This window comes from Tardiphaga sp. 42S5, assembly GCF_034044155.1.
Lineage (GTDB): Bacteria > Pseudomonadota > Alphaproteobacteria > Rhizobiales > Xanthobacteraceae > Tardiphaga > Tardiphaga robiniae.
On record NZ_CP139027.1, the window covers coordinates 352054 to 371884 of the forward strand.

Consider the following 19831-nt stretch of genomic DNA (forward strand, 5'->3'; position numbering starts at 1 on the left):
GTCCCATGAAGAAATTGCGATCCCGCGTCACCACCGACGGCCTCGACCGTGCCCCGCACCGCGCTTTCATGCGCGCCATGGGCCTTGATGACGAGGCGATCGCAAAACCCATGATCGGCGTGGTGTCGATGAAGGGTGAGCAGACGCCCTGCAACATGACCCATGACTTTCAGGTCGACGCCGCCAAGACCGGTATTTCCGAAGCCGGCGGCACGCCGCGCGAATTCTCGACCATCTCGGTCTCCGATGCCATCAGCATGAACCATGAGGGCATGAAGTTCTCGCTGCTGTCGCGCGAGATCATCGCCGACTCCATCGAAGCCGTGATGCACGGCCTCGCTTACGACGCGCTGATCGGCTTCGGCGGCTGCGACAAGACGCTGCCCGGCGTCATCATGGGCATGGTCCGCTGCAACGTGCCATCGATCTTCATCTATGGCGGCAGCGCACTGCCGGGATTGCACAAGGGCAAGACGCTAACCGCGCTGGATTCCTATGAAGCCGTCGGCGCCTTCATGACCGGCGACATCGACAAGCAGGAACTGGACGCCATCGAACGCGCGTGTCTGCCGACCATCGGCGCCTGCGCCGGCCAGTTCACCGCCAATACAATGGCGATGGTCTCCGAGGCACTGGGGATCACCATGCCCAATGTCTCGATGATCCCCGGCGTCTATGCCGAACGCGCGCAGTTCGCCCGGCGCGCCGGACGTCTGGTGATGGACATGCTGCGCAACGATGGCCCGCTGCCGCGCGACATCGTTACGCGCAAATCGCTGGAGAACGGCGCCGCCATCGTGGCCGCCACCGGTGGATCGACAAACGCAGCGCTGCATCTGCCGGCCATCGCCAACGAGGCCGGCATCAAATTTACCATCGACGATGTCGGCGAGGTGTTCGCGCGCACGCCGCTGATCGGCAATCTGCGGCCGGGCGGCAAATATGTGGCCAAGGATGTCTACGATATCGGCGGCACGGCGGTCGTCATTCGTGCACTGGTCGAGAGCGGCCATATCGACGGTTCGTGCCTGACCATCACCGGCCGAACCATCGCGGAAGAATACGGCAACGCCAACAAGGCCGATGGCGAGATCATCTACAGTTCAGCAAAGCCGATCCAGCCGGATGGCGGCGTCGCGGTGTTGAAGGGCAATCTCTCGCCCGATGGCGCGGTGATCAAGGTCGCCGGCCTGAAGAAGACAGTGTTCGAAGGCACGGCACGCGTGTTCGAGGACGAGGAGAGCTGCGTCGCCGCGGTGAAGGACCGCAGCTACAAGGAAGGCGATGTGCTGATCATCCGCAACGAGGGTCCGGTCGGCGGACCCGGCATGCGCGAGATGCTCGGTGTCACCGCGCTCATCTACGGCCAGGGCATGGGCGAGAAGGTCGCGCTGATCACCGACGGCCGTTTCTCCGGCGCGACACGCGGCATGTGTATCGGCTACGTCTCGCCGGAAGCCTATATCGGCGGGCCACTCGCGCTGGTGCGCGATGGTGACAAGGTCCGCATCGACGCGCCGGCGCGGCGGCTGGATCTGATGATCAGTGATGCCGAATTCGCCGCACGCAAGGCCGCATGGACCCAGCGCCCGCCGCGCCACCGCGCCGGTGCTCTGGCGAAATATGCCAAGCTGGTCGGACAAGCCCCCGGCGGTGCCGTCACGCATGACGGCGGCGCGGAATGGCCGTGGTTTGATTAGTCCGCCGTCGCGGCCCTGAGCTCATGCGCCGTCGCCGCCTTCAGCCCAACCGCCTCGATCGCGCGGCGCGCCGCCGCAACCAGATCCTGATTGCCTTTGGCGCGGCAGCCATCCGGCAGCAATTCGTTGTTCTCGAAGCCGACGCGGATATGGCCGCCCAGCAATGCGCCCGCGGTGACGCAGGCCGTCTCCTGCGCACCGAAGGCGCAGACACTCCAGTGTTCGAATGTTGGCGCGCCGGGCACGACGAACTGTAGCAGATCGGCCGGGTGTGACGTCTGCCCCGCCGTATAACGGCCGAGCACGAACAACACTGGCAGCTTCTCGAACGGCACTAGCCCGCGCTTGCGAAACTCGGCCAGCCGCGCAGCATCCTGCGCATCGTAGAGAATGATTTGCGGTGTCACGCGCTCGCGCTTCATCCAGCCGAGCAGATCGGCGAAGGCCTGCTCCTCGCTGGCATCGGGCACCAGTTCGCGCAGCGCCAGCGACGCCGCTTCCGGCTTCACTGCCTGCACCACCGCGCGCTGCTGCGCCGGTGTGTATTTGCCGAGCGCCTCGGAGGTAATCTGGATGACGAGCCTGTCGCCGACTGCACTGCGGATCGCCGCGATGGCGTCCCGATAGGCCGCCGCATCGAGCAGGTGACTGCCGTCGGCATTGCGCACATGGGCATGGATCATCGCCGCGCCTGCCTCGAGGCAATGCGCAGCCGTCACCGCCAACTCCGCCGGCGTCAGCGGCACGGCGGGATGGTCGGCCTTGACCTTGCGGCCGCCGTTGGGGGCGACCGCAATGGCAACGGGTGACATGATTTACGGAATCGCTGCGATGACGGCGATCTCGACCTTGATGGCAGGGTCGGCGAGCTTCGACTCGACGCAGGCGCGTGCGGGGCCAACGTCGGGCACCCAGGCATCCCACACCGTATTCATCGCATCGCGGTCATTGATATTCGGCAGCCAGACGGTGGCGCTCAGGATGTTGTTCTTGTCGGTGCCGGCTTCCTTGAGGAGCGCATCGATCTTGTCGAGCACCTGCTTGGTCTGCGTCTTGACGTCACCCGAATATTCATCGGGCACCTGGCCGGCCAGATAGACGGTATTGCCATGGATGGAAGCCTGGCTGAGACGCTTGCCGGGACCGAGACGCTTGATCATGCAGAAGTCTTTCATTGAGTGTGGAACGGAGTGACCCGGGCGCGACCATCCCCGCTCGGAACTGGCCCGTCAAGCCCATGACGTCACACGGCACAAGTGGCCCCGCGTGGACCACGTCCACTATTCCGCGGCGCGGGCCCGCTTCACGGCATCGTCCATCAACGCCTTTGGCGCTGGCAGCCGCAACCGGCGGCCATGCTGCAGATAGAGCAGCGCGACACGCTTCGGATCTGACAGGTTCCAGATTTCGACCGCGGGCAGCCGCCCCACCAGCGTCACGGACGGCCGATGCGCGATGACATGGGACAGGATCGCGGACTTTGGCCCCTTTTTGAATTTCCGGCGCACTTTTCGCGCGGCATTCTCATTGGCCGCGTGCCAGTGGATCTTGGGTCCGCGGCGACGGTTCAGAAGCCAAGAAAAGATTCGCAAAATGAATGGCATACGGCTTTTCTTTTTGCCCGGTTGCAGCGACGCTGGCGCGGTCGCGCACTCATTCTCTTAGAACGGATCATCGACAGGGGTAAAGCGGCGCGATCAAGGCGAAACGTCGCGATGCCAAGAGAATGAAGCATTCCCCGGGGAATGACACGTTCTCCAGGGGGAACGACGCGTTTCCCGGGATATACGCGACCCTCGAATCAGGAATAGACCTGCGCCATGTCCGTTCCCGCCGGCGCCTCGCGTCAATCGAAAAATCAGCCAGACGTGTTCCAGACCTCGGACGCATTGTCCGTGCTGCATTCGGTGTTCGGCCTGCCGGGTTTTCGCGGTGCACAGGAAGATATTGTTCGCCACGTGACCGATGGCGGCAATTGCCTGGTGCTGATGCCGACCGGCGGCGGCAAATCCCTGTGTTACCAGTTGCCATCCTTGCTACGCCCGGGCTGCGGCATCGTCGTGTCGCCCTTGATTGCGCTGATGCGCGATCAGGTCGCCGGCCTGCTTGAGGCGGGCGTCAAGGCGGCGGTGCTGAATTCCACCCTGTCTTGGGACGAAGCCAACGAGGTCGAGCGGCAATTGCTCGCCGGAGAACTCGACCTTCTCTACGTCGCACCTGAACGTCTGGTCACGCCGCGGTGCCTGTCGATGCTCGGCCGCGCCAGGATCGCCCTGTTCGCCATCGATGAGGCGCATTGCGTGGCGCAATGGGGCCACGACTTCCGGCCCGAATATATCGGCCTCTCGGTCATCGCCGAACGGTTCCCGAACATTCCGCGCATTGCGCTGACGGCAACCGCCGACGATCTGACCCGGCAGGAGATCGTGCAACGCCTCCGCCTGGAAGACGCACCGAATTTCGTGGCGAGCTTCGACCGGCCCAACATCAAATACGAGATCGTCGACAAGACCAACGCACAGAAGCAGTTGCAGGCTTTCATCAGCGACCGGCATTCCGGCGAGGCCGGCGTGGTCTATTGCCTGTCGCGTGCCAAGGTCGAGGACACCGCCGCCGCATTGAACAAGGCCGGCATCCTCGCGCTGCCCTATCACGCCGGGCTCGACGCACGCCTGCGTGAGACCAATCAGGATCGTTTCATCAATGAAGACGGCGTGGTGATCGTCGCCACCGTCGCCTTCGGCATGGGCATCGACAAGCCCGACGTGCGCTTCGTCTGCCATCTCGATCTGCCGAAGAGCATCGAGGCCTATTATCAGGAAACCGGCCGCGCCGGCCGCGACGGCAAGCCGTCCAATGCCTGGATGGCCTATGGCCTCTCCGACATCGTGCAGCAGCGCCGCATGATCGACGAGTCTACGGGGTCGGAGACCTTCAAGCGCGTCTCGATCGGCAAGCTCGATGCGCTGGTCGGCCTCGCCGAGACCGTTGACTGCCGGCGCACGCGGCTCTTGGGTTACTTCGGCGAAGAGACTACCGGCACGCGCTGCGGCAATTGCGATAATTGCCTCTCGCCGCCGAAAGTCTGGAACGGCAGCGTCGCCGCGCAGAAGCTGTTGTCCTGCGCCTATCGCACCGGGCAGAAATTCGGCGCCATGCATCTGGTGGACGTGCTGATCGGCCGCCTCACCGACAAGGTCAAGCAGTTCGGCCATGACAAGCTGTCGGTATTCGGCATCGGCGGCGAACTCACCGAGAAACAATGGCGCGCCGTGATGCGGCAACTGGTGGCGCGCGGCTTTCTCTATGCGGACGCGGACGCGTTCAATGCGCTTAAGCTCACCGAAGAAGCGCGCGGCGTGCTGAAGGGCGAGATCGAGCTGATGTTTCGCGAGGAGACCGGCGGCACCGGCCGCGCCCCGCGCAGCAAATCCCGCCGCGGCGATCTCGCGGCACCGCGCAGCGACAACGCCAATCCCGATCTGCTCGCCGTGCTGCGCGCCTGGCGTTCCGAAGTCGCGAAGAAGCGCAACGTCCCGGCCTATGTCGTGCTACACGATGCCACCATCGATGGCATCGCCAGCGAACATCCCACCACGCTCGACCAGCTCCGCGAAATCCCGGGGATCGGCGACAAGAAGCTAGAGCATTACGGCGCGGAAATCCTCGCTTTGGTGAATGCGACGCCGGGACGATAGCGGGCGATCGACGCCACCGATGTCTATCGCGCGGGCCTGTAACCCTTGATGACGGACTCCGACTTCTTCAGGGCCGCCACAAGTTCCGCCCCGGTCATCAATGCAGTCGTCTGGCTGGACTTGATAGCGCCGCCCGCCGCAATCGCGACGGCGATGGCGGCGATGCTCTCGATATCCGGCACATCGGCGATCAGCATCACGTCATATTCGCCCAGGCAATACCAACCACCGATCAATTGTCCTCCGACAGCCTCCGTCGTCTGCCGTCCAACGGATTCAACGCGGTTCTGCGGATTCTTCATTTGCGCGGCCCATGATTCCGGCGTGTAGGCAGCCTGATACATATAGAGCGGCATGTTCGACCTCCGTCAGCCGGGATTGTCCTGACCTTTCACCGGGAGAAGAGCGCGAGCTTCGCCATTTTCACGGCACGGCCTAACTCTATTCGCGCGATGATACCGGCAGCGATCTGCATGGTGGCGCCGATTGCCCAGCTCAAACAGATGATGCCAGCCGTCCTGGCGCGCACGGTTTCACCCAGAATGATACTGGAGACTGACGTGATCGCCGTCACCGATGTTATGAAGGTACCGGCCGCAGTGAGCAGCTCCACCATATCCGCACTGTTGCCCAGCCCGCGCCATAGGGGCAGATGCATGCGGTAATCGGCAGGAACCTGGGGCAGATCGATCCCGAGATAGAAGCCGGTAGCCCCGTAAATGATCATGGCGAACACGACTTCACCCGAACCGATGACCTCGATGAAGCGGCCGACCTCGGCAACGAACAGCCCGCAGGCAGCCCCAACCAAAGCGAGTCCGGTCCGTTCGAGAATGTGCGCCAACCTGCTGAGGGTCGAGCGGGTGTGCCACGATGCGCTGGGCTTGATGATCATGTGATCCTCGTCTGCCCATGAGCCCTTCGAAGAGGAGTTTTGAAGGCCGCCCTCCGCAATAACAAGCAGGAGTGCTTACCTAAATCGATTAGGGTGGCGGTACCTGCTTCGGTGACGTGGAAACACACGCTCGCATTCTCGCGGCGCTTGCGCGTCCGAGGTGTAAGCATTCCTTCCCGCCCCCTGTGAGAGGGCGTGCGGAACGCCGGGTGCCCGATGCACCCTTGGGCCTGATGCGAATGCGGTCTTCCGCAAGGGGTAATGCATCAGGACTTTCGGAAGCACGAGCGATTGCCCAGCGTTCCGCCTGCGGTGTTTTTTCGGTTGCTTGCACTTTGCCTCGACGAACGCTCCGATCGCGAATTAAAGTCCCAAGGCGATGGGAAGGGAGCCTCAAGCGAGTAAGCCGGACACGTTTCGATTTGGTCGTCCGTCACACTGTCCAGGGAGTCTTTCCACCCAGGGCTGGCCATCTCCTTGCCAGTGGCAGTGCTGGCGCAGATCTGTCCTGCCCGAAGACAGACGTTCCCCCATGAACCGCGTGACGCCGCATCTCCGGCGTCCACCGCATCCAGCCCCGCGAACGTGACGATCGCGCTCGCCCCTCTCATCGGGGCCGGACAAGGGGGAATATAGCCTATATAGGTATATTGTCAATAAAACATAGGAAAAAATGTTTAGGCACCGCCGGGCCACACACTCGTCATTCCGGGACGCGAGGAGACGCCGAAGGCGGCGTATCGCGAACCTCAGCCACTCCAATTGGAGTGGCGGGGAATCCCGACATGTTTTGCGCTGAACACTTCGGGATTCCGGGTTCGCGCTCTGCCGGCTTCACCGGCGACGCACGCCCCGGAATGACGAGCAAAGACAAAGGCCCCGAAATGACGGCGTGGGGCCAGACGCTTCGGACTTTGTCGCCATTCCCCGGCATCGAACAATACGGGTGACGCAAATACCGCCAAAGACGCCAAAACCGGCGCATTCGTAAGTATCCGGCTACGCGATGAAACAAATCTCCGCTTCCACGAAACAATTTTCTACACGGACGCCATCGGCTGGAAACCGGCCGGGACTACACCTCCATGCAACAAGTAGCCGCGTAGACGGCAGGAGGCCGCCATGAACCACTCGATCCACAGCGCAGACCGCAGCACGCATCTGAAGATCGTCGTTGTCGCCCTGGTTGCCGGCATCGCGGTTGCAGGTTTCGGCATCGCCGCCCGCACGGGTACCAGCGACGGCACCCAGACGGCCCGCGTCATCAAGGCCGGTCAGCCGACCGCGCTCACCAGCTCGAACACGACGGCGGTTCGCTGATTGTCGCATCAGGACACCGGACCGGTTTGACATAAATCAGCGTAATGCGCCGGTGATGCCGGGATCAGCGGCACGCGCCGGTGATCCCGGCGCACCGCGCGTTTCAACCTTGGCACCCTCGACAGTCCCTCTGCCCTGCCATAGTAAATCCTTGAGCGCATCGACGCGCCCGAAGATGCAGGACAGCCCTTTGACTGTGACAGATGTGGCGCCGGGTGCAGGCGAAGCCAACAGCACCATTCGTCAAGCTTCCGCGACCAGCCCCAAGACCGCAAACCAGACCGCAACCGACGCGATCATCCGTTCCTATGCCGGCCGATCGATGCCCATCGATCATCTGCGGACCTTCGTCACGCCCGAGATGAATTTCGCGACGCGCACCATCAAGGCGGGCGCACCGGTGCGGCTGCTGACTTACGCCAATCGCGCGCTACCGGATTTCCCCATCATCTCCACCGCCGGCACCTTCGACATCTACGACTATGTCTCGCGCAACCGTGTCGCCGGCCTTCTGGTGATGAAGAACGACGAGGTCCTGCTCGAACATTATGACCTCGGCATCAACGCCGCCACGCGCTGGCTGTCGATGTCGATGGCGAAATCCTTCAGTACCACGCTGGTGGGCGCCGCCATCCAGGACGGCTATATCCAGAGCGTCGACGATCCGCTGACCAGGTATCTTCCCGAGTTTTCCGGCACCGCCTATGAGGGCGTCAGCGTGAAGACGCTGATGCAGATGACGTCGGGCCTGCGCTGGAGCGACGACCAGACCGATGCGAATTCCGAACGCCGCAAGATGCTCGCATTGCAGGTCGGGCAGGAGCCCGGCGCCGTCATGCGTTACATGGCGGAGCGCCCGCGCGCCGCGGCGCCCGGCACGCAATGGACCTATTCGACCGGCGATACCCATGTGGTCGGCGCGCTGGTGAAGGCCGCCACCGGCAAATGGCTGAGCCATTATCTCTCCGAGAAAATCTGGTCCAGACTCGGCATGGAAGCCGATGGCGCCTGGTGGCTGGAAGCACCGGGCGGGTTAGAGGTCGCCGGCAGCGGCCTGTTCGCGACCCTGCGCGACTATGCACGATTTGGCCGCTTCATTCTGGGCGACGGCGTGATCGACGGTGAACGCGTGCTGCCGGAAGGCTGGGTCCGCGAGGCCGGCGCTTCCAGACAGATCAACGGCCAGCGCGTCGATTACGGCTATATGTGGTGGATCGTGCCGGCGCCCGATGGCACGCTCGATGACGGCGCCTTCGTCGCGCGCGGTATTTTCGGCCAGATGCTGTACATCAACCCGAAACAGCGCGTGATCTGCGTGGTGCTGAGCGCACGCTCGAAGCCGACCACGTTGAACGCGCCGATCCTGGACAATGATTTCTTCAATGCGGTGGTGAAGGCGCTGAAGTGAGTGGCGGACTTTCTAACCTTGTAACTTGCCTCCCGCCGTTTCTGCTAAGCTATGCGGAGCGGTGGCAGGCGGGAGACCGAGTAACCTGAGGGACACCAAGCCCGTGGGAGAGCGCGGGTCCTTGCTTGCCGTTCCATCGAACCCGAACAGTCGCTTGGGCCGCTCAGCAAGCCCGGTTGCGCAAGGATGGGATCAGATGGACGCGATTTATGTTGGCATCGATGTGTCGAAGGATCGGTTGGACGTGGCGATGCGTCCGGGCGGTGAGAGTTTTGCGGTTGCCCGCAATGGTGCGGGGATCGATGATCTGATCGCGCGGCTGAAAGCGCGACCGCCACTGGTGGTGGCGATCGAGGCGACCGGCGGCTTCGAGACGGTGGTCGCCGCAGGATTGGCCGGCGCCGATCTGCCTGTGGTGGTGGTCAATCCGGCACAGGTGCGCGCCTTTGCCAACGCCCTCGGCAAGCGCGCCAAGACCGATCCGATCGATGCCATGGTGATCGCGCATTTTACCGAGGCGACCAAACCGCAACTGCGGCCGCTTCCCGATGCCACGACGCGGCTGCTAGCCGATCTGGTGGCGCGTCGGCGCCAGATCGTTGAGATGATGGCCGCGGAAGGCCAGCGTGCGCGGCGCGTCAGCAATCCGCGCCTGAAGAAGAGCATCGCCCGGCTCCACAAGGCACTGGAGAAGGAGTTGTCCGAACTGGACGACGACATCGGCGATCACGTGCGGGGATCGCCGGCCTGGGCCGAGAAAGAAGACTTGCTGGCGTCGGTGCCCGGCATCGGTCCGACCATCGCGCGCAGCCTGATTGCCGAACTGCCGGAGCTCGGCACGCTCGATCGTCGTCAGATTGCGGCTCTCGCCGGTTTGGCGCCATGGACCCGGCAATCCGGCCAGTGGCGCGGCAAGAGCTTCATCGGCGGCGGCCGGGCCAATGTACGCCGCGTGTTGTTCATGGGAGCGATGGTGGCCGCCCGCTTCAATCCGCAGCTCAAACTGTTCCGCGACAAGCTCGTCGCCGCCGGCAAGCCCAAGCTCGTCGCTATCATCGCCGTCGCCCGCAAGCTGCTCACCATCCTCAACGCTATCCTGCGAGACAAGACCCCATGGCAGCATCAAAACGCTTGACCAAAAAGACAGTCGCTCTCCCCGCTCGCGGGGAGAGGTCGAAGCCTGAGCGCAGCGAAGGCTTTGGGTGAGGGGGAGTCTCCGCAAGCTCAGAGCGAATGGATAGTCCCCCTCACCCGACCTCCACGCGCTTCGCGCGTTCCAGTCGACCTCTCCCCGCAAGCGGGAAGAGGTTAAGAGCCGCTCGCTTGTTCTACCCCACCCAGCTCCGCTTCGCCTGTGCCGCGACGCTCAGCTCGGGCCAGTCTTGCGCGATGGCCTCGATCAGCCAGTTGCGATAGCGGCGGATCAGCGGCGCATCCCAGCGGTCGGCGCGGGTGATGAAGTAATAGATGCCGTCGGAATAAGGCTGAAAGCTCGCATTGTCTTTTCCGATCTCGACCAGGCGACCGGATTCCAGCTCATGCGCAACCACCATATGGTTGGACAGCGCGACGCCGCGGCCATGGATCGCAGCGTCCAGCGTCATGTGGCCCTGCCACAGTCGAGGACCGCCGAGGTCGAGCTCGTCATAGATACCGTGCGCCGCCAGCCAGTGCGCCCAGCTGTCGAAATCCTCTTCATGCAGCAGGCGCTGGCTGAGCAGATCGCGCGGCGTCTCGATCGCTGGCATTGAGGCCAGGTAGGCCGGGCTCGCCACCGCGACGATCGGCACCCGCGCCGCCTCGATGCAGCGCAGGCCGGGCGCGAGCTGTAGCGGATTGCCATAGACCGACTCGAAGCGGATATCGATATCCGTCTCGTGCGAGGCGAAATCCGGCCGGCGATCGGTGGGGCGCAGCTCGATATCGACGTCGCGATTGGCCTTCTCGAACAATCCGATCTTGCGCGACATCCAGTGCAACGCGAAGCCCGGTGCACACCAGATCAGCAGGCGATGATTGTCGCCGCGTCGCATCAGGTCGATGGTGGCATCGGCAATGGCATCCATCGCCGCCGCAATATGCCGGTGATAGCGCACACCATCATCGGTGAGCGAAATGCTCGACGAGGTCCGGTCGATCAGCTTGGTGCCGGTCCATGATTCCAGCGTGCGCAGATGCCGGCTGATCACCGCGTGATCGCGCCCGAGGCTCTGCGCCGCGCGGCGCACGCCGCCGAGCCGTGCCACCGCATCGAAGGCACGCAGCGCCTCGAAAGGCGGGATCGACTTGCGCGACGGCGGGTTCAGCGCCGGGGCCGGCGCAGCTCCGGCGTCGTCCATCACGACAGGATTGGGGCCCGGACTGGAGACCGGCTTCATCATCCATCCACATTCGGTTGGCGGCACGACCGCCAAGCGGATCGTCCCAACGAGACAAGCATTCAGCGAAGCAAGAGACATGCCGGTGTGCGCAGAGGCAGGTCGGCAGGGCTGCGGCAAGATGGCAGTCTAGCACGGTGCGCCAGGTGCACCACCATGCCCCTCATTGGCATCTTCCGGGTCATCTTGATGGCGTTACCCTCGTGAGGTCTAACGATGGCTCATCGCGCGCTGCGCGGCGGCCGCTGCATGGGGATCACGACGCTGACCGACCTGTTTCAACGGCCACCCTACCGCGACCCGCTCCATCCCGGCGGCCCCCTGCTGCCACGCTCCGGCTGGAGCCGGGCGCCGATGCATCGTTGGACCTTCCAGCACATCCGCGAGATGACGCCGACCGCGCAGGTCTGGCGCGGGCCGGGCCCGGTAATGCCGATGCGCGAGAATTTGCAGGCGCTCGATACGGTTGCTTTCAGCTTTGACGGCCGCGATCTCAGTTTCGAGAGCTTTCTGACGGACAACGCCACCGACGGCATGCTGGTGCTGCACCGTGGCGCCATCGTCTATGAGCGCTACTTCAACGATATGAAGCCGCACAGCCAACACCTGTCGATGTCGGTGGCGAAATCGATGGTCGGTATGGTGGCCGGCATTCTCACCGACCGTGGCGTGCTCGATCCCAAGGCGCGGGTGACGCACTATCTGCCCGAGCTCGCGCGCACGGCCTATGCGGGCGCCACGGTGCAGCATGTGCTCGACATGACCACTGGCGTCGTGTTCGACGAATCCTACACCACGCCCGGCTCGCATATGGTCAAGCTCGGCTATGCCTGCGGCTGGCGCGTCAACGATCAGCCGGACTACCCGCGCACCATGTGGGAGCTGATCCTGACGCTGACCGAACAGGACCGTCCGCACGGCGCCCTGTTCCAGTATCGCTCCATCGAGACCGACGTGCTCGGCTTCATCCTCGAACGTGCCACCGCAACTTCGCTCTCCGAATTGGTCAGTCGGGAATTATGGGCGCCGATGGGCGCGCAGGAGGACGGCTATTTCACTGTCGACCACGGCGGCTTCGCGCTGGCCGATGGCGGCTTCTGCGCAAGCCTGCGCGACTATGGCCGCTTCGCCCAGATGATCATCAATGGCGGACGGTCCGGCGATCGTCAGGTGATCCCGAAAGCGTGGATCGACGAGACCCGCAACAACGGCAACACAGAGATTTTTCAGGGCTTTTTCCGCGAGACGCTGCCCGAGGGCGCCTATCACAACAAATGGTGGATCGAGGACCCCCGGGGGCGTGCCATGCTGGCACGCGGCATCTTCGGGCAATTGATCTATATCGATCCGGAATCCGAATTTGCTTTCGTCAAGCTCTCGACCTGGCCCGAGGTCACCAGCGTGCCCCGCGCCCGCGAGGCCGTCGCCGCCGCGCATGCGATCCGCGATGCGCTCACACGATAACCGAAAGGCAGCGTGATGGGCCGCTTCCTGCTCGGACGTCTGCTGCAGGCGGTGCCGACACTGATCATCGTATCGGCGGCGATCTTTTTTGCCATGCGGCTGATCCCCGGCGATCCCGCTTCGGTGATGCTCGGCGATCTAGCGACGCCCAAACAGGTCGAGGCGCTGCGTAGGGAGATGGGCCTGTCCGGCGCGCTGCCGTCGCAATATCTGACCTGGCTCGGCCATATTTTTTCCGGCGACTTCGGCAAGTCGATCTCATCCGGTGAACACGTGCTGCCGCTGATGCTCGATCGCTTCGCGGTGTCCGCAACCATCGTCGTCACAGCCGTGGTGTTTGCCGCGCTCATCGCGGTGCCGGCTGGCATGTTCGCGGCCTGGCGGCAGGGCACGTTTGCCGATTACGGCACCGTCGCACTCTCGACGCTCTTGTTGTCGATCCCGAGCTTCTGGCTCGGCCTGATGATCCTGCTGGTGTTCGGCATGTGGCTCGAATGGTTTCCCGTCATCGGCTACGTGTCGCTGAGCGAGAATTTCCGTCAGGGCGTACTGTTCATCTTCATGCCGGTGCTCACGCTGATCATGGTCGAACTCGGCCCGATCGTGCGCATGGCGCGCGCCTCCACCATCGAGGTCTCCCGGCTCGAATATATCACCCATGCCCGCGCCAAGGGCCTGTCCGAATCCGAGGTGATGTGGCGCCATGCGTTCCGTAATGCGTTTGCGCCGACCTGGACATTGATCGGCCTGATTCTCGGCGGGCTGCTCGGCGGCATTGCCATCACCGAGACGGTGTTCACCATTCCCGGCCTTGGCCGCCTGCTGGTCGAGGCGATCTATGCCCGCGACTATCCGGTGGTGCAGGGCTGCATCCTGTTCATCAGCGTCATCTATGTCATCGTCAATCTGGTCGTCGACATGCTGTACCCGCTGTTCGACCCGAAGATCGCCCAATGACGCGGTATCACCCCCGCCTCGCGCGCGGCCGCGCCAATCTCCTGATCGGCGGCGGCCTCGTGCTGCTGCTGACCCTGCTCGCCATCTTCGGCCCCATGCTGGCGCCCTATGATCCGCTCAAGCTCAACCTGCGCGCCGTGCTGAAAGCACCTTCCGCATCGCATCTGTTCGGCGCCGACGAATTCGGCCGTGACGTGCTGAGCCGCCTGATCTATGGCGCACGCACCACCGGCTGGATCGCGCTCGCCACCGTTGCCATCGCCGTCTCGCTCGGCCTGCTGTTCGGCATCGTCGCCGGCTTCCTGCGCGGCTGGACCGACCGCATCCTGATGATCCTCAACGACTCGCTGCTGGCCTTTCCAGGCCTGCTGCTGGCGCTGTTCATCATGGCGATCTCGGGCGCCAGCCGCGAGGCGCTGATCCTGGCGCTCAGCGTCGCCTATATGCCCGCCGTGGTGCGCGTCGCACGCGCCAGCGTGCTGTCGGTGCGCGAACGCGAATACATCGAGGCATCGCGAGTGATGGGCAATTCGGAACTCGTGACCATGGTGCGCCATGTGCTGCCGAACTGCATGGCACCGATCACGGTACTGGCCACCACGATGTTCGGCTGGGTGATCCTGTCGGAGAGCGCGCTAAGCTTCCTCGGCCTCGGCGTACCGCCACCGGCGCCGAGCTGGGGCAACATGCTGGCCTCGGGCCGGCCGTTCATCACCCAGGCGCCGTATCTCCTCATTTTGCCGGGCCTGTGCATCTCGCTGACGCTGCTCGGCATCAATATGCTGGGCGATGCGCTGCGCGACTGGCTCGACCCGAAGATGCAGGCGTAATGCGATGACGATGAAACCCGATCCATCGCAGCCCGTCATTGCCGCCGAGCATCTGACCGTGACCGTCGGCCCCGACGGCAACAAGCTCGTCGACGATGCCAGCTTCTCCATCATGCCCGGCAGCATGCTGGCGCTGGTCGGTGAATCCGGCTCCGGCAAGACGATGGCCGCGCGCGCGGTGCTCGGCCTGTTGCCGACGCCGTTGATCGCCGCACCGGGCAGCAGCATCAAGTTCCGCCACACCGAACTGGTCGGCATCGCACCGCCGGCGCTGCGCAAAATCCGCGGCGCGCATATCGGCATGGTGTTCCAGGAGCCGATGGTATCGCTCAATCCGTCGATGACCATCGGCCGGCAGATGGCCGAAGGCCTCAAACTGCATCATCGCCGCCTCTCGCGCGGCGAGATCCGCGACCGCTGCCTCACGATGCTGAAGCGCGTCAGCATTCCCAATCCCGTCCACTGCCTCAATGCCTATCCGCACGAATTCTCCGGCGGCATGCGCCAGCGCATCATGCTGGCCTCGGTGATGCTGCTGAAGCCGGATCTTTTGATCGCGGACGAGCCGACCACGGCGCTCGACACGCTGGTGCAGCGCGATGTGCTCGACCTGATGGTCGAGCTGACGCAGGAAAACGGCACCGCGGTGCTGCTCATCAGCCACGACCTCGGCATGGTCTCGCATTACGTGCGCGACGTCGCGGTGATGCTGAAGGGCCGGATCGTCGAACAGGGCCGCAGTATGGATGTGCTGTCGTCGCCGCAGCACGACTATACCAAACGGCTGGTCGATGCACTGCCGCGGCGAAGCGCCGGCGGGCTGCGCAGCGTCCGCGTAGTCAAGCCGCTGGTCGAATTGCGCGACGTGGTGATCGACTATGCGGGACGCCCGCGTCTGTTCGGCCGCACGGAGGCCAAGCGCGCCGTCGACGGCGTCGATCTCGCCATCGGCGAGGGCGAGACGCTGGCACTGGTCGGCGGCTCCGGCTCCGGCAAGACCACGCTCGGCCGCGCCACTGTCGGCTTGATCACGCCAACCTCCGGCAGCATCGCCTTCCGCGGCGGCCAGATCATGACCTGGCGCGGCCGCGCGGCGCGGCTGCAGCGCGAGGAAATGCAGATCATCTTCCAGGATCCGTATTCATCACTCGATCCGCGCCAGCGTATCGCAGATGTCGTGGGCGAGCCGCTGCGCCTCGACACCACGATGGACGGCAAGGCGCGCGATGCCCGCGTGCGCGAGGTGCTCGACGAAGTCGGCCTGTCCCAGGACTTCCTGCGCCGGCTGCCGCACCAGCTCTCCGGCGGCCAGCGCCAGCGCGTGGCCATCGCCCGCGCCATCGCAAGGCGGCCCGCTTTCGTTGTCGCCGACGAGCCAGTCTCGGCGCTCGACATGACCGTGCAGAAGCAGATCCTGAAACTGATCCGCGAGTTGCAGGACCGCTACGGGTTTGCATGTTTGTTCGTCTCGCATGATCTCGGCGCCGTCGAACAGGTGGCCGACCGTGTGGCGGTGATGCAGAACGGCAAGATCGTCGAGGTCGGCAGCCGGGATGATATCTTCGACCGGCCGCAGCATGACTATACGAAGCGGCTGCTGAATGCCGCGATGCTGCTGGACCGGAGATTTGAGGGAGCGGTGGCCGCAACAGCCGTCTAGCGCCGATTTCTCAGGCCGTCATACGCGGGCAGCGCGAAGCGAGCTTCGCTAGACAACCCGCGTATCCATCTTTGCCCCACACGCCACTCTCGTCGCCTGAAAGATGGATTGCCGGGTCAAGCCCGGCAATGACGTGGGGAGAGATCGGTGCACACCATCTCCAGGCCCTCCTCCCACTTCTCCAAGTATCCCCCCACGAAAAAACCCGAGGCCATCGCCGGCCCCGGGTCTTCAAGTCTGCCGTAACGCTGCGGGCAGTTACGGCTTCTTCCACACACCCCAGGCGCGCGGTTTTTCGAGCGGCCACGACTCGTAATTCACGAGTTTTGGCGAGACCGCCTCGATTACGGGATAGTAGTAAAGCCCGAGGATGGGCACTTCCTCTGCCATTTTGGCGTGGAGCTGCTTGAGGATCGCCTTGCGCTCGTCAAAGCCGATGGCGTTTAGCGCCTTGAGATAGAGCGCCTGCGCGTCCGGATCATCCCATTGCGAGGTCGGCGCCTTGGCCTTGTTGCCGATGATGGTACCATACATCAGCATCGGGTCGGCGCGGGAGGAATAGCCGAAGGACTGGAGCTGGAACTTGCCGCTCATCCAGTTCTCGAGTTGCGCCGCCCAGTCGATCACATCGAGCTGCACGTTAAAGCCGGCGGCGTTGAGCATGGCCTGCACCACGACGGCATTCTCATACATGCCGATATAGCGCTTGTTGGTCTGCATCTTGATCGGCTCGCCCTTGTAGCCGGCTTCCTTCAGCAGCTTCTTCGCGGCTTCGGGATCGTATTTCGGCCAGGCTTGGAACGACTTGTCGAAATAGGCCGAGGATTCCGCAACACCCGACGGATTGAACTCGGTAAGACCCATCAGCTTGGTCTCCGCCATTTCCTTGAAGTCGATCGCATGTGCCAGCGCGCGGCGGATCTTCACATTCGACATGAGGGGATCTGTGGTCTGGATCAGGATCGCCGACAGCGACAGGCCCGGCGCGGTCTTCACGATGGCGCCGCGCTTCTTCATCTCCTCGATGCGCGAGACCTGAAGATAGGTGACGATGTCGACCTGCCCGGCGAGCAGCGCGGTTTCCGCCGCGGTCTTGTCGGGGATGACGACGAAGCGGACCTCGTCGAAGTAGCTGGTGCGGTCACCGCCGAAGCCATCACGCTTCTGCTTCGACGCGACATAGTCTGCGAAGCGCTCCAGCGAAACATATTGCTCCTTGCGCCATTCCTTCAGCTTGAACGAGCCGGAACCGATTGCCGATCCTGCAATCCAGTTGCCCTCAGCGTCGACATTCTTCGGGCTGGCAATCCAGAAATTGCAGACGATATCGGCGAGCCGCACCAGGAACAGCGTGTTCGGCTTGTCGAGGGTAAAAACTACCGTTCCGTCGTCCGGTGCTTCCACCGACTCGACCTTCATGCCGCGCGACCCGTCGAAGCTTGCGGCGCAGACCCATGGCGCACCGGACTTCGGGGCCGCCATGCGGCGGTCCCACAGCCATTTGACGTCGGCGGCCTTCACCTTGTCGCCGTTGTGATAGACCATGCCATCGCGGAGCTTGAAGCTGTAGGTCTTGCCGTCCGGCGACAGGTCCCAGCGCTCGGCCGCCGCGGGGCCGATGGTCATGTCGTTCCTGTGCGCGACAAGCTGTTCATAGATGTGATTGAGGACGTGGTCGGTGAGATTGTCGCTGCGCGACGCGTCGAGCGTGCGGATATCCGCCGTCATCACGATACGCATCGTGCCGCCGCGGATCGGCTCCTCGGCGGCGGCCGGGCCTGCGAAAGCGAGGGCCGCAACGATCGCGGCGAAAGCTGATCTCATCCTCATGCGGTTCTCCAAATCATGATACCGAGTATTTACAATCCGAAATGCCGGGCCGTCTCGTCGAGTGCACGCTTGAGCTTGTCAATGATCTCGTCGATCTCGGCATGGGTGATGACCAGCGACGGGCTGAGCACGATCGACTGACCGACCGCGCGCACGATCAGGCCGTGGCTATACGCGGCTTCGCGGCAGAAAATGCCGGCGCCATCCTCGACCGTGAAGATCTCACGGGTGTCCTTGTCCTTCACCAGTTGCAGCGCCGCCAGCGTACCGATGCCGCGCACCTCGCCAACGATCGGATGCTGTTCGAATTGCGCCAGCGCCTGATGCAGATAGGGGCCGATATCGTCGCGGACACGATCGACCAGGCCTTCGCGTTCAATGATGTCGATATTGGCGAGTGCCACTGCGCAGGCGACGGGATGGCCCGAATAGGTATAGCCGTGAGCGAGCAACCCGGCGGCGCCGATGGTCTCGAACACCCGCTTGTTCATCGCCACCGCGGCGATCGGCAGATAGCCGGAGGACAGGCCCTTGGCCAGCGTCATCAGGTCCGGCGTGACACCATAGGTCTGTGCGCCGAACCATTCGCCGGTGCGGCCGAAACCGCAGATCACTTCATCCGCAATCAGCAGCACATCGTATTTGCGGCAGATGCGCTGGATTTCCGGCCAGTAGGTCGACGGCGGATCGATCACCCCGCCAGCGCCCTGCACGGGCTCGCCGATGAAGGCCGCGACATTGTCGGGCCCGAGTTCGAGGATCTTCTGCTCGAGCGCCTGCGCGGCCTGCAGCCCGAATTCCTCCTTGGTCAGCTCGCCACCGAACATGTACCAGTGCGGATGCTGGATATGGGCGAAGCCGGGCAGCGTGCCGCCGTCCATGGCGTGCATATGCGGCATTCCGCACAGGCTCACGGCTGCCAGCGTGCTGCCGTGATAGGCCATGGTGCGGCTGATGAAGGTGCGCTTTGCCGGCTTGCCCTGCAGCTTCCAGAAATAGCGCACCATGCGGACGATAGTGTCGTTGGCCTCGGAGCCGGACGAGGTGAACAGGAAGTGGTCGAGACCCTCCGGCGTCAGCTGCGACAGCTTGTGCGCGAGCTCCGTCATGGCCGGCGTCGTCGACTGGAAATGGTTGCTGTAGAATGGCAGCTCCGCCATCTGCCGTGTGGCGGCATCGACCAGTTCCTGCCGGCCATAGCCGACATTGACACACCACAACCCAGCCATGCCGTCGAGGAATCTGCGCCCGTCACTGTCCCAGATCTGACAGCCCTCGCCGCGCACCACGACGCGGGTCTTGCCGCTGGCGATCACGGCGGGATCGGTGAAGGAATGGACGTGATGCGCGCCGTCGAGCACCTGCAAATCGCCGGTTGTTCTTGTTGTATCGAGCATCTTTTTCTCCGACGACGCCGGGCAGCCACGGGGGCCAGCGTCAACGAAGGGATCATCGAATTGCCCAGGCGATTGCGGGAGATGCCAAACAAGCGGTCGGTGGTGCGCAGCGCGCACCGTGGGCTTCACCTTGTAACTTGCCTCCCGCCGTTTCTGCTAAGCTATGCGGAGCGGTGGCAGGCGGGAGACCGAGTAACCTGAGGGACACCAAGCCCGTGGGAGAGCGCGGGTCCTTGCTTGCCGTTCCATCGAACCCGAACAGTCGCTTGGGCCGCTCAGCAAGCCCGGTTGCGC

17 protein-coding genes are annotated in these 19831 nt (G+C 63.6%); 9 read left to right on the forward strand and 8 right to left on the reverse strand.

Annotation, left to right across the window (positions count from 1 at the left end):
• The first annotated feature begins 5 nt into the window (after positions 1 to 5).
• Positions 6 to 1700: a dihydroxy-acid dehydratase gene (gene ilvD / locus SFY93_RS01635; protein ID WP_320445827.1), complete on the forward strand. Its 1695-nt coding sequence runs from the start codon at positions 6 to 8 to the stop codon at positions 1698 to 1700.
• Here the strand turns inward: ilvD and SFY93_RS01640 are convergent.
• The 3 genes from SFY93_RS01640 to SFY93_RS01650 form a co-directional block, all read right to left on the reverse strand.
• Positions 1697 to 2512: a beta-keto acid cleavage family enzyme gene (locus SFY93_RS01640; protein WP_320445828.1), complete on the reverse strand. Its 816-nt coding sequence runs from the start codon at positions 2510 to 2512 to the stop codon at positions 1697 to 1699. The two genes, ilvD and SFY93_RS01640, sit on opposite strands and share 4 nt — an antisense overlap.
• 3 nt (positions 2513 to 2515) lie before the next feature.
• Positions 2516 to 2860: a RidA family protein gene (locus tag SFY93_RS01645; protein ID WP_089267869.1), complete on the reverse strand. Its 345-nt coding sequence runs from the start codon at positions 2858 to 2860 to the stop codon at positions 2516 to 2518.
• A 120-nt stretch (positions 2861 to 2980) separates the two neighbouring features.
• Positions 2981 to 3208: a hypothetical protein gene (locus SFY93_RS01650; protein WP_147421582.1), complete on the reverse strand. Its 228-nt coding sequence runs from the start codon at positions 3206 to 3208 to the stop codon at positions 2981 to 2983.
• Positions 3209 to 3520: 312 nt separating this feature from the next.
• On the opposite strand from SFY93_RS01650, the gene recQ reads away from it, so the two are divergent.
• Positions 3521 to 5398, forward strand: a complete 1878-nt coding sequence (gene recQ, locus SFY93_RS01655; RefSeq protein ID WP_320445829.1) for a DNA helicase RecQ — start codon at positions 3521 to 3523, stop codon at positions 5396 to 5398.
• 23 nt (positions 5399 to 5421) lie between these two features.
• Here the strand turns inward: recQ and SFY93_RS01660 are convergent, their stop codons facing one another.
• Both SFY93_RS01660 and SFY93_RS01665 read right to left on the reverse strand, forming a co-directional pair.
• Positions 5422 to 5754 (reverse strand): GYD domain-containing protein, encoded by a 333-nt coding sequence (locus SFY93_RS01660; RefSeq protein WP_320445830.1) that lies wholly within the window; start codon positions 5752 to 5754, stop codon positions 5422 to 5424.
• Positions 5755 to 5789: 35 nt separating this feature from the next.
• Positions 5790 to 6293, reverse strand: coding sequence for a hypothetical protein (locus tag SFY93_RS01665; protein WP_320445831.1), 504 nt, complete (start codon positions 6291 to 6293; stop codon positions 5790 to 5792).
• 1122 nt (positions 6294 to 7415) lie between these two features.
• On the opposite strand from SFY93_RS01665, the gene SFY93_RS01670 reads away from it, so the two are divergent.
• From SFY93_RS01670 to SFY93_RS01680, 3 genes are all read left to right on the forward strand, one after another.
• On the forward strand, positions 7416 to 7613 hold the full coding sequence (locus tag SFY93_RS01670) for a hypothetical protein (protein ID WP_089263559.1): 198 nt from the start codon (positions 7416 to 7418) through the stop codon (positions 7611 to 7613).
• A gap of 196 nt (positions 7614 to 7809) precedes the next feature.
• Positions 7810 to 9021, forward strand: coding sequence for a serine hydrolase domain-containing protein (locus tag SFY93_RS01675; protein WP_320447663.1), 1212 nt, complete (start codon positions 7810 to 7812; stop codon positions 9019 to 9021).
• 196 nt (positions 9022 to 9217) lie between these two features.
• Complete coding sequence (locus SFY93_RS01680) at positions 9218 to 10156, forward strand: IS110 family RNA-guided transposase (protein WP_320444434.1); 939 nt, start codon at positions 9218 to 9220, stop codon at positions 10154 to 10156.
• A 193-nt stretch (positions 10157 to 10349) separates the two neighbouring features.
• Here SFY93_RS01680 and SFY93_RS01685 read toward each other — a convergent pair whose 3' ends face one another.
• On the reverse strand, positions 10350 to 11399 hold the full coding sequence (locus SFY93_RS01685; protein ID WP_320445832.1) for a LysR substrate-binding domain-containing protein: 1050 nt from the start codon (positions 11397 to 11399) through the stop codon (positions 10350 to 10352).
• A 216-nt stretch (positions 11400 to 11615) separates the two neighbouring features.
• Between SFY93_RS01685 and SFY93_RS01690 the strand changes: the two genes are divergently transcribed.
• From SFY93_RS01690 to SFY93_RS01705, 4 genes are read left to right on the forward strand one after another with little or no spacing between them, the layout of a single operon-like run.
• Entirely contained in the window at positions 11616 to 12863 is a 1248-nt protein-coding gene (locus tag SFY93_RS01690) for a serine hydrolase domain-containing protein (protein ID WP_320445833.1), read from the forward strand.
• Between the two features lie 15 nt (positions 12864 to 12878).
• Entirely contained in the window at positions 12879 to 13820 is a 942-nt protein-coding gene (locus SFY93_RS01695) for an ABC transporter permease (RefSeq protein WP_320447664.1), read from the forward strand.
• Positions 13817 to 14650, forward strand: coding sequence for an ABC transporter permease (locus tag SFY93_RS01700; RefSeq protein WP_320445834.1), 834 nt, complete (start codon positions 13817 to 13819; stop codon positions 14648 to 14650). The genes SFY93_RS01695 and SFY93_RS01700 overlap by 4 nt, the downstream gene beginning before the upstream one ends.
• A gap of 4 nt (positions 14651 to 14654) precedes the next feature.
• Complete coding sequence (locus tag SFY93_RS01705; protein WP_320445835.1) at positions 14655 to 16310, forward strand: dipeptide ABC transporter ATP-binding protein; 1656 nt, start codon at positions 14655 to 14657, stop codon at positions 16308 to 16310.
• A 258-nt stretch (positions 16311 to 16568) separates the two neighbouring features.
• Here the strand turns inward: SFY93_RS01705 and SFY93_RS01710 are convergent, their stop codons facing one another.
• A complete protein-coding gene (locus SFY93_RS01710) occupies positions 16569 to 18140 on the reverse strand; it encodes an ABC transporter substrate-binding protein (RefSeq protein ID WP_320445836.1) in 1572 nt (523 codons plus the stop codon).
• 29 nt (positions 18141 to 18169) lie between these two features.
• A complete protein-coding gene (locus SFY93_RS01715; protein ID WP_320445837.1) occupies positions 18170 to 19537 on the reverse strand; it encodes an aspartate aminotransferase family protein in 1368 nt (455 codons plus the stop codon).
• Positions 19538 to 19831: the final 294 nt, after the last annotated feature.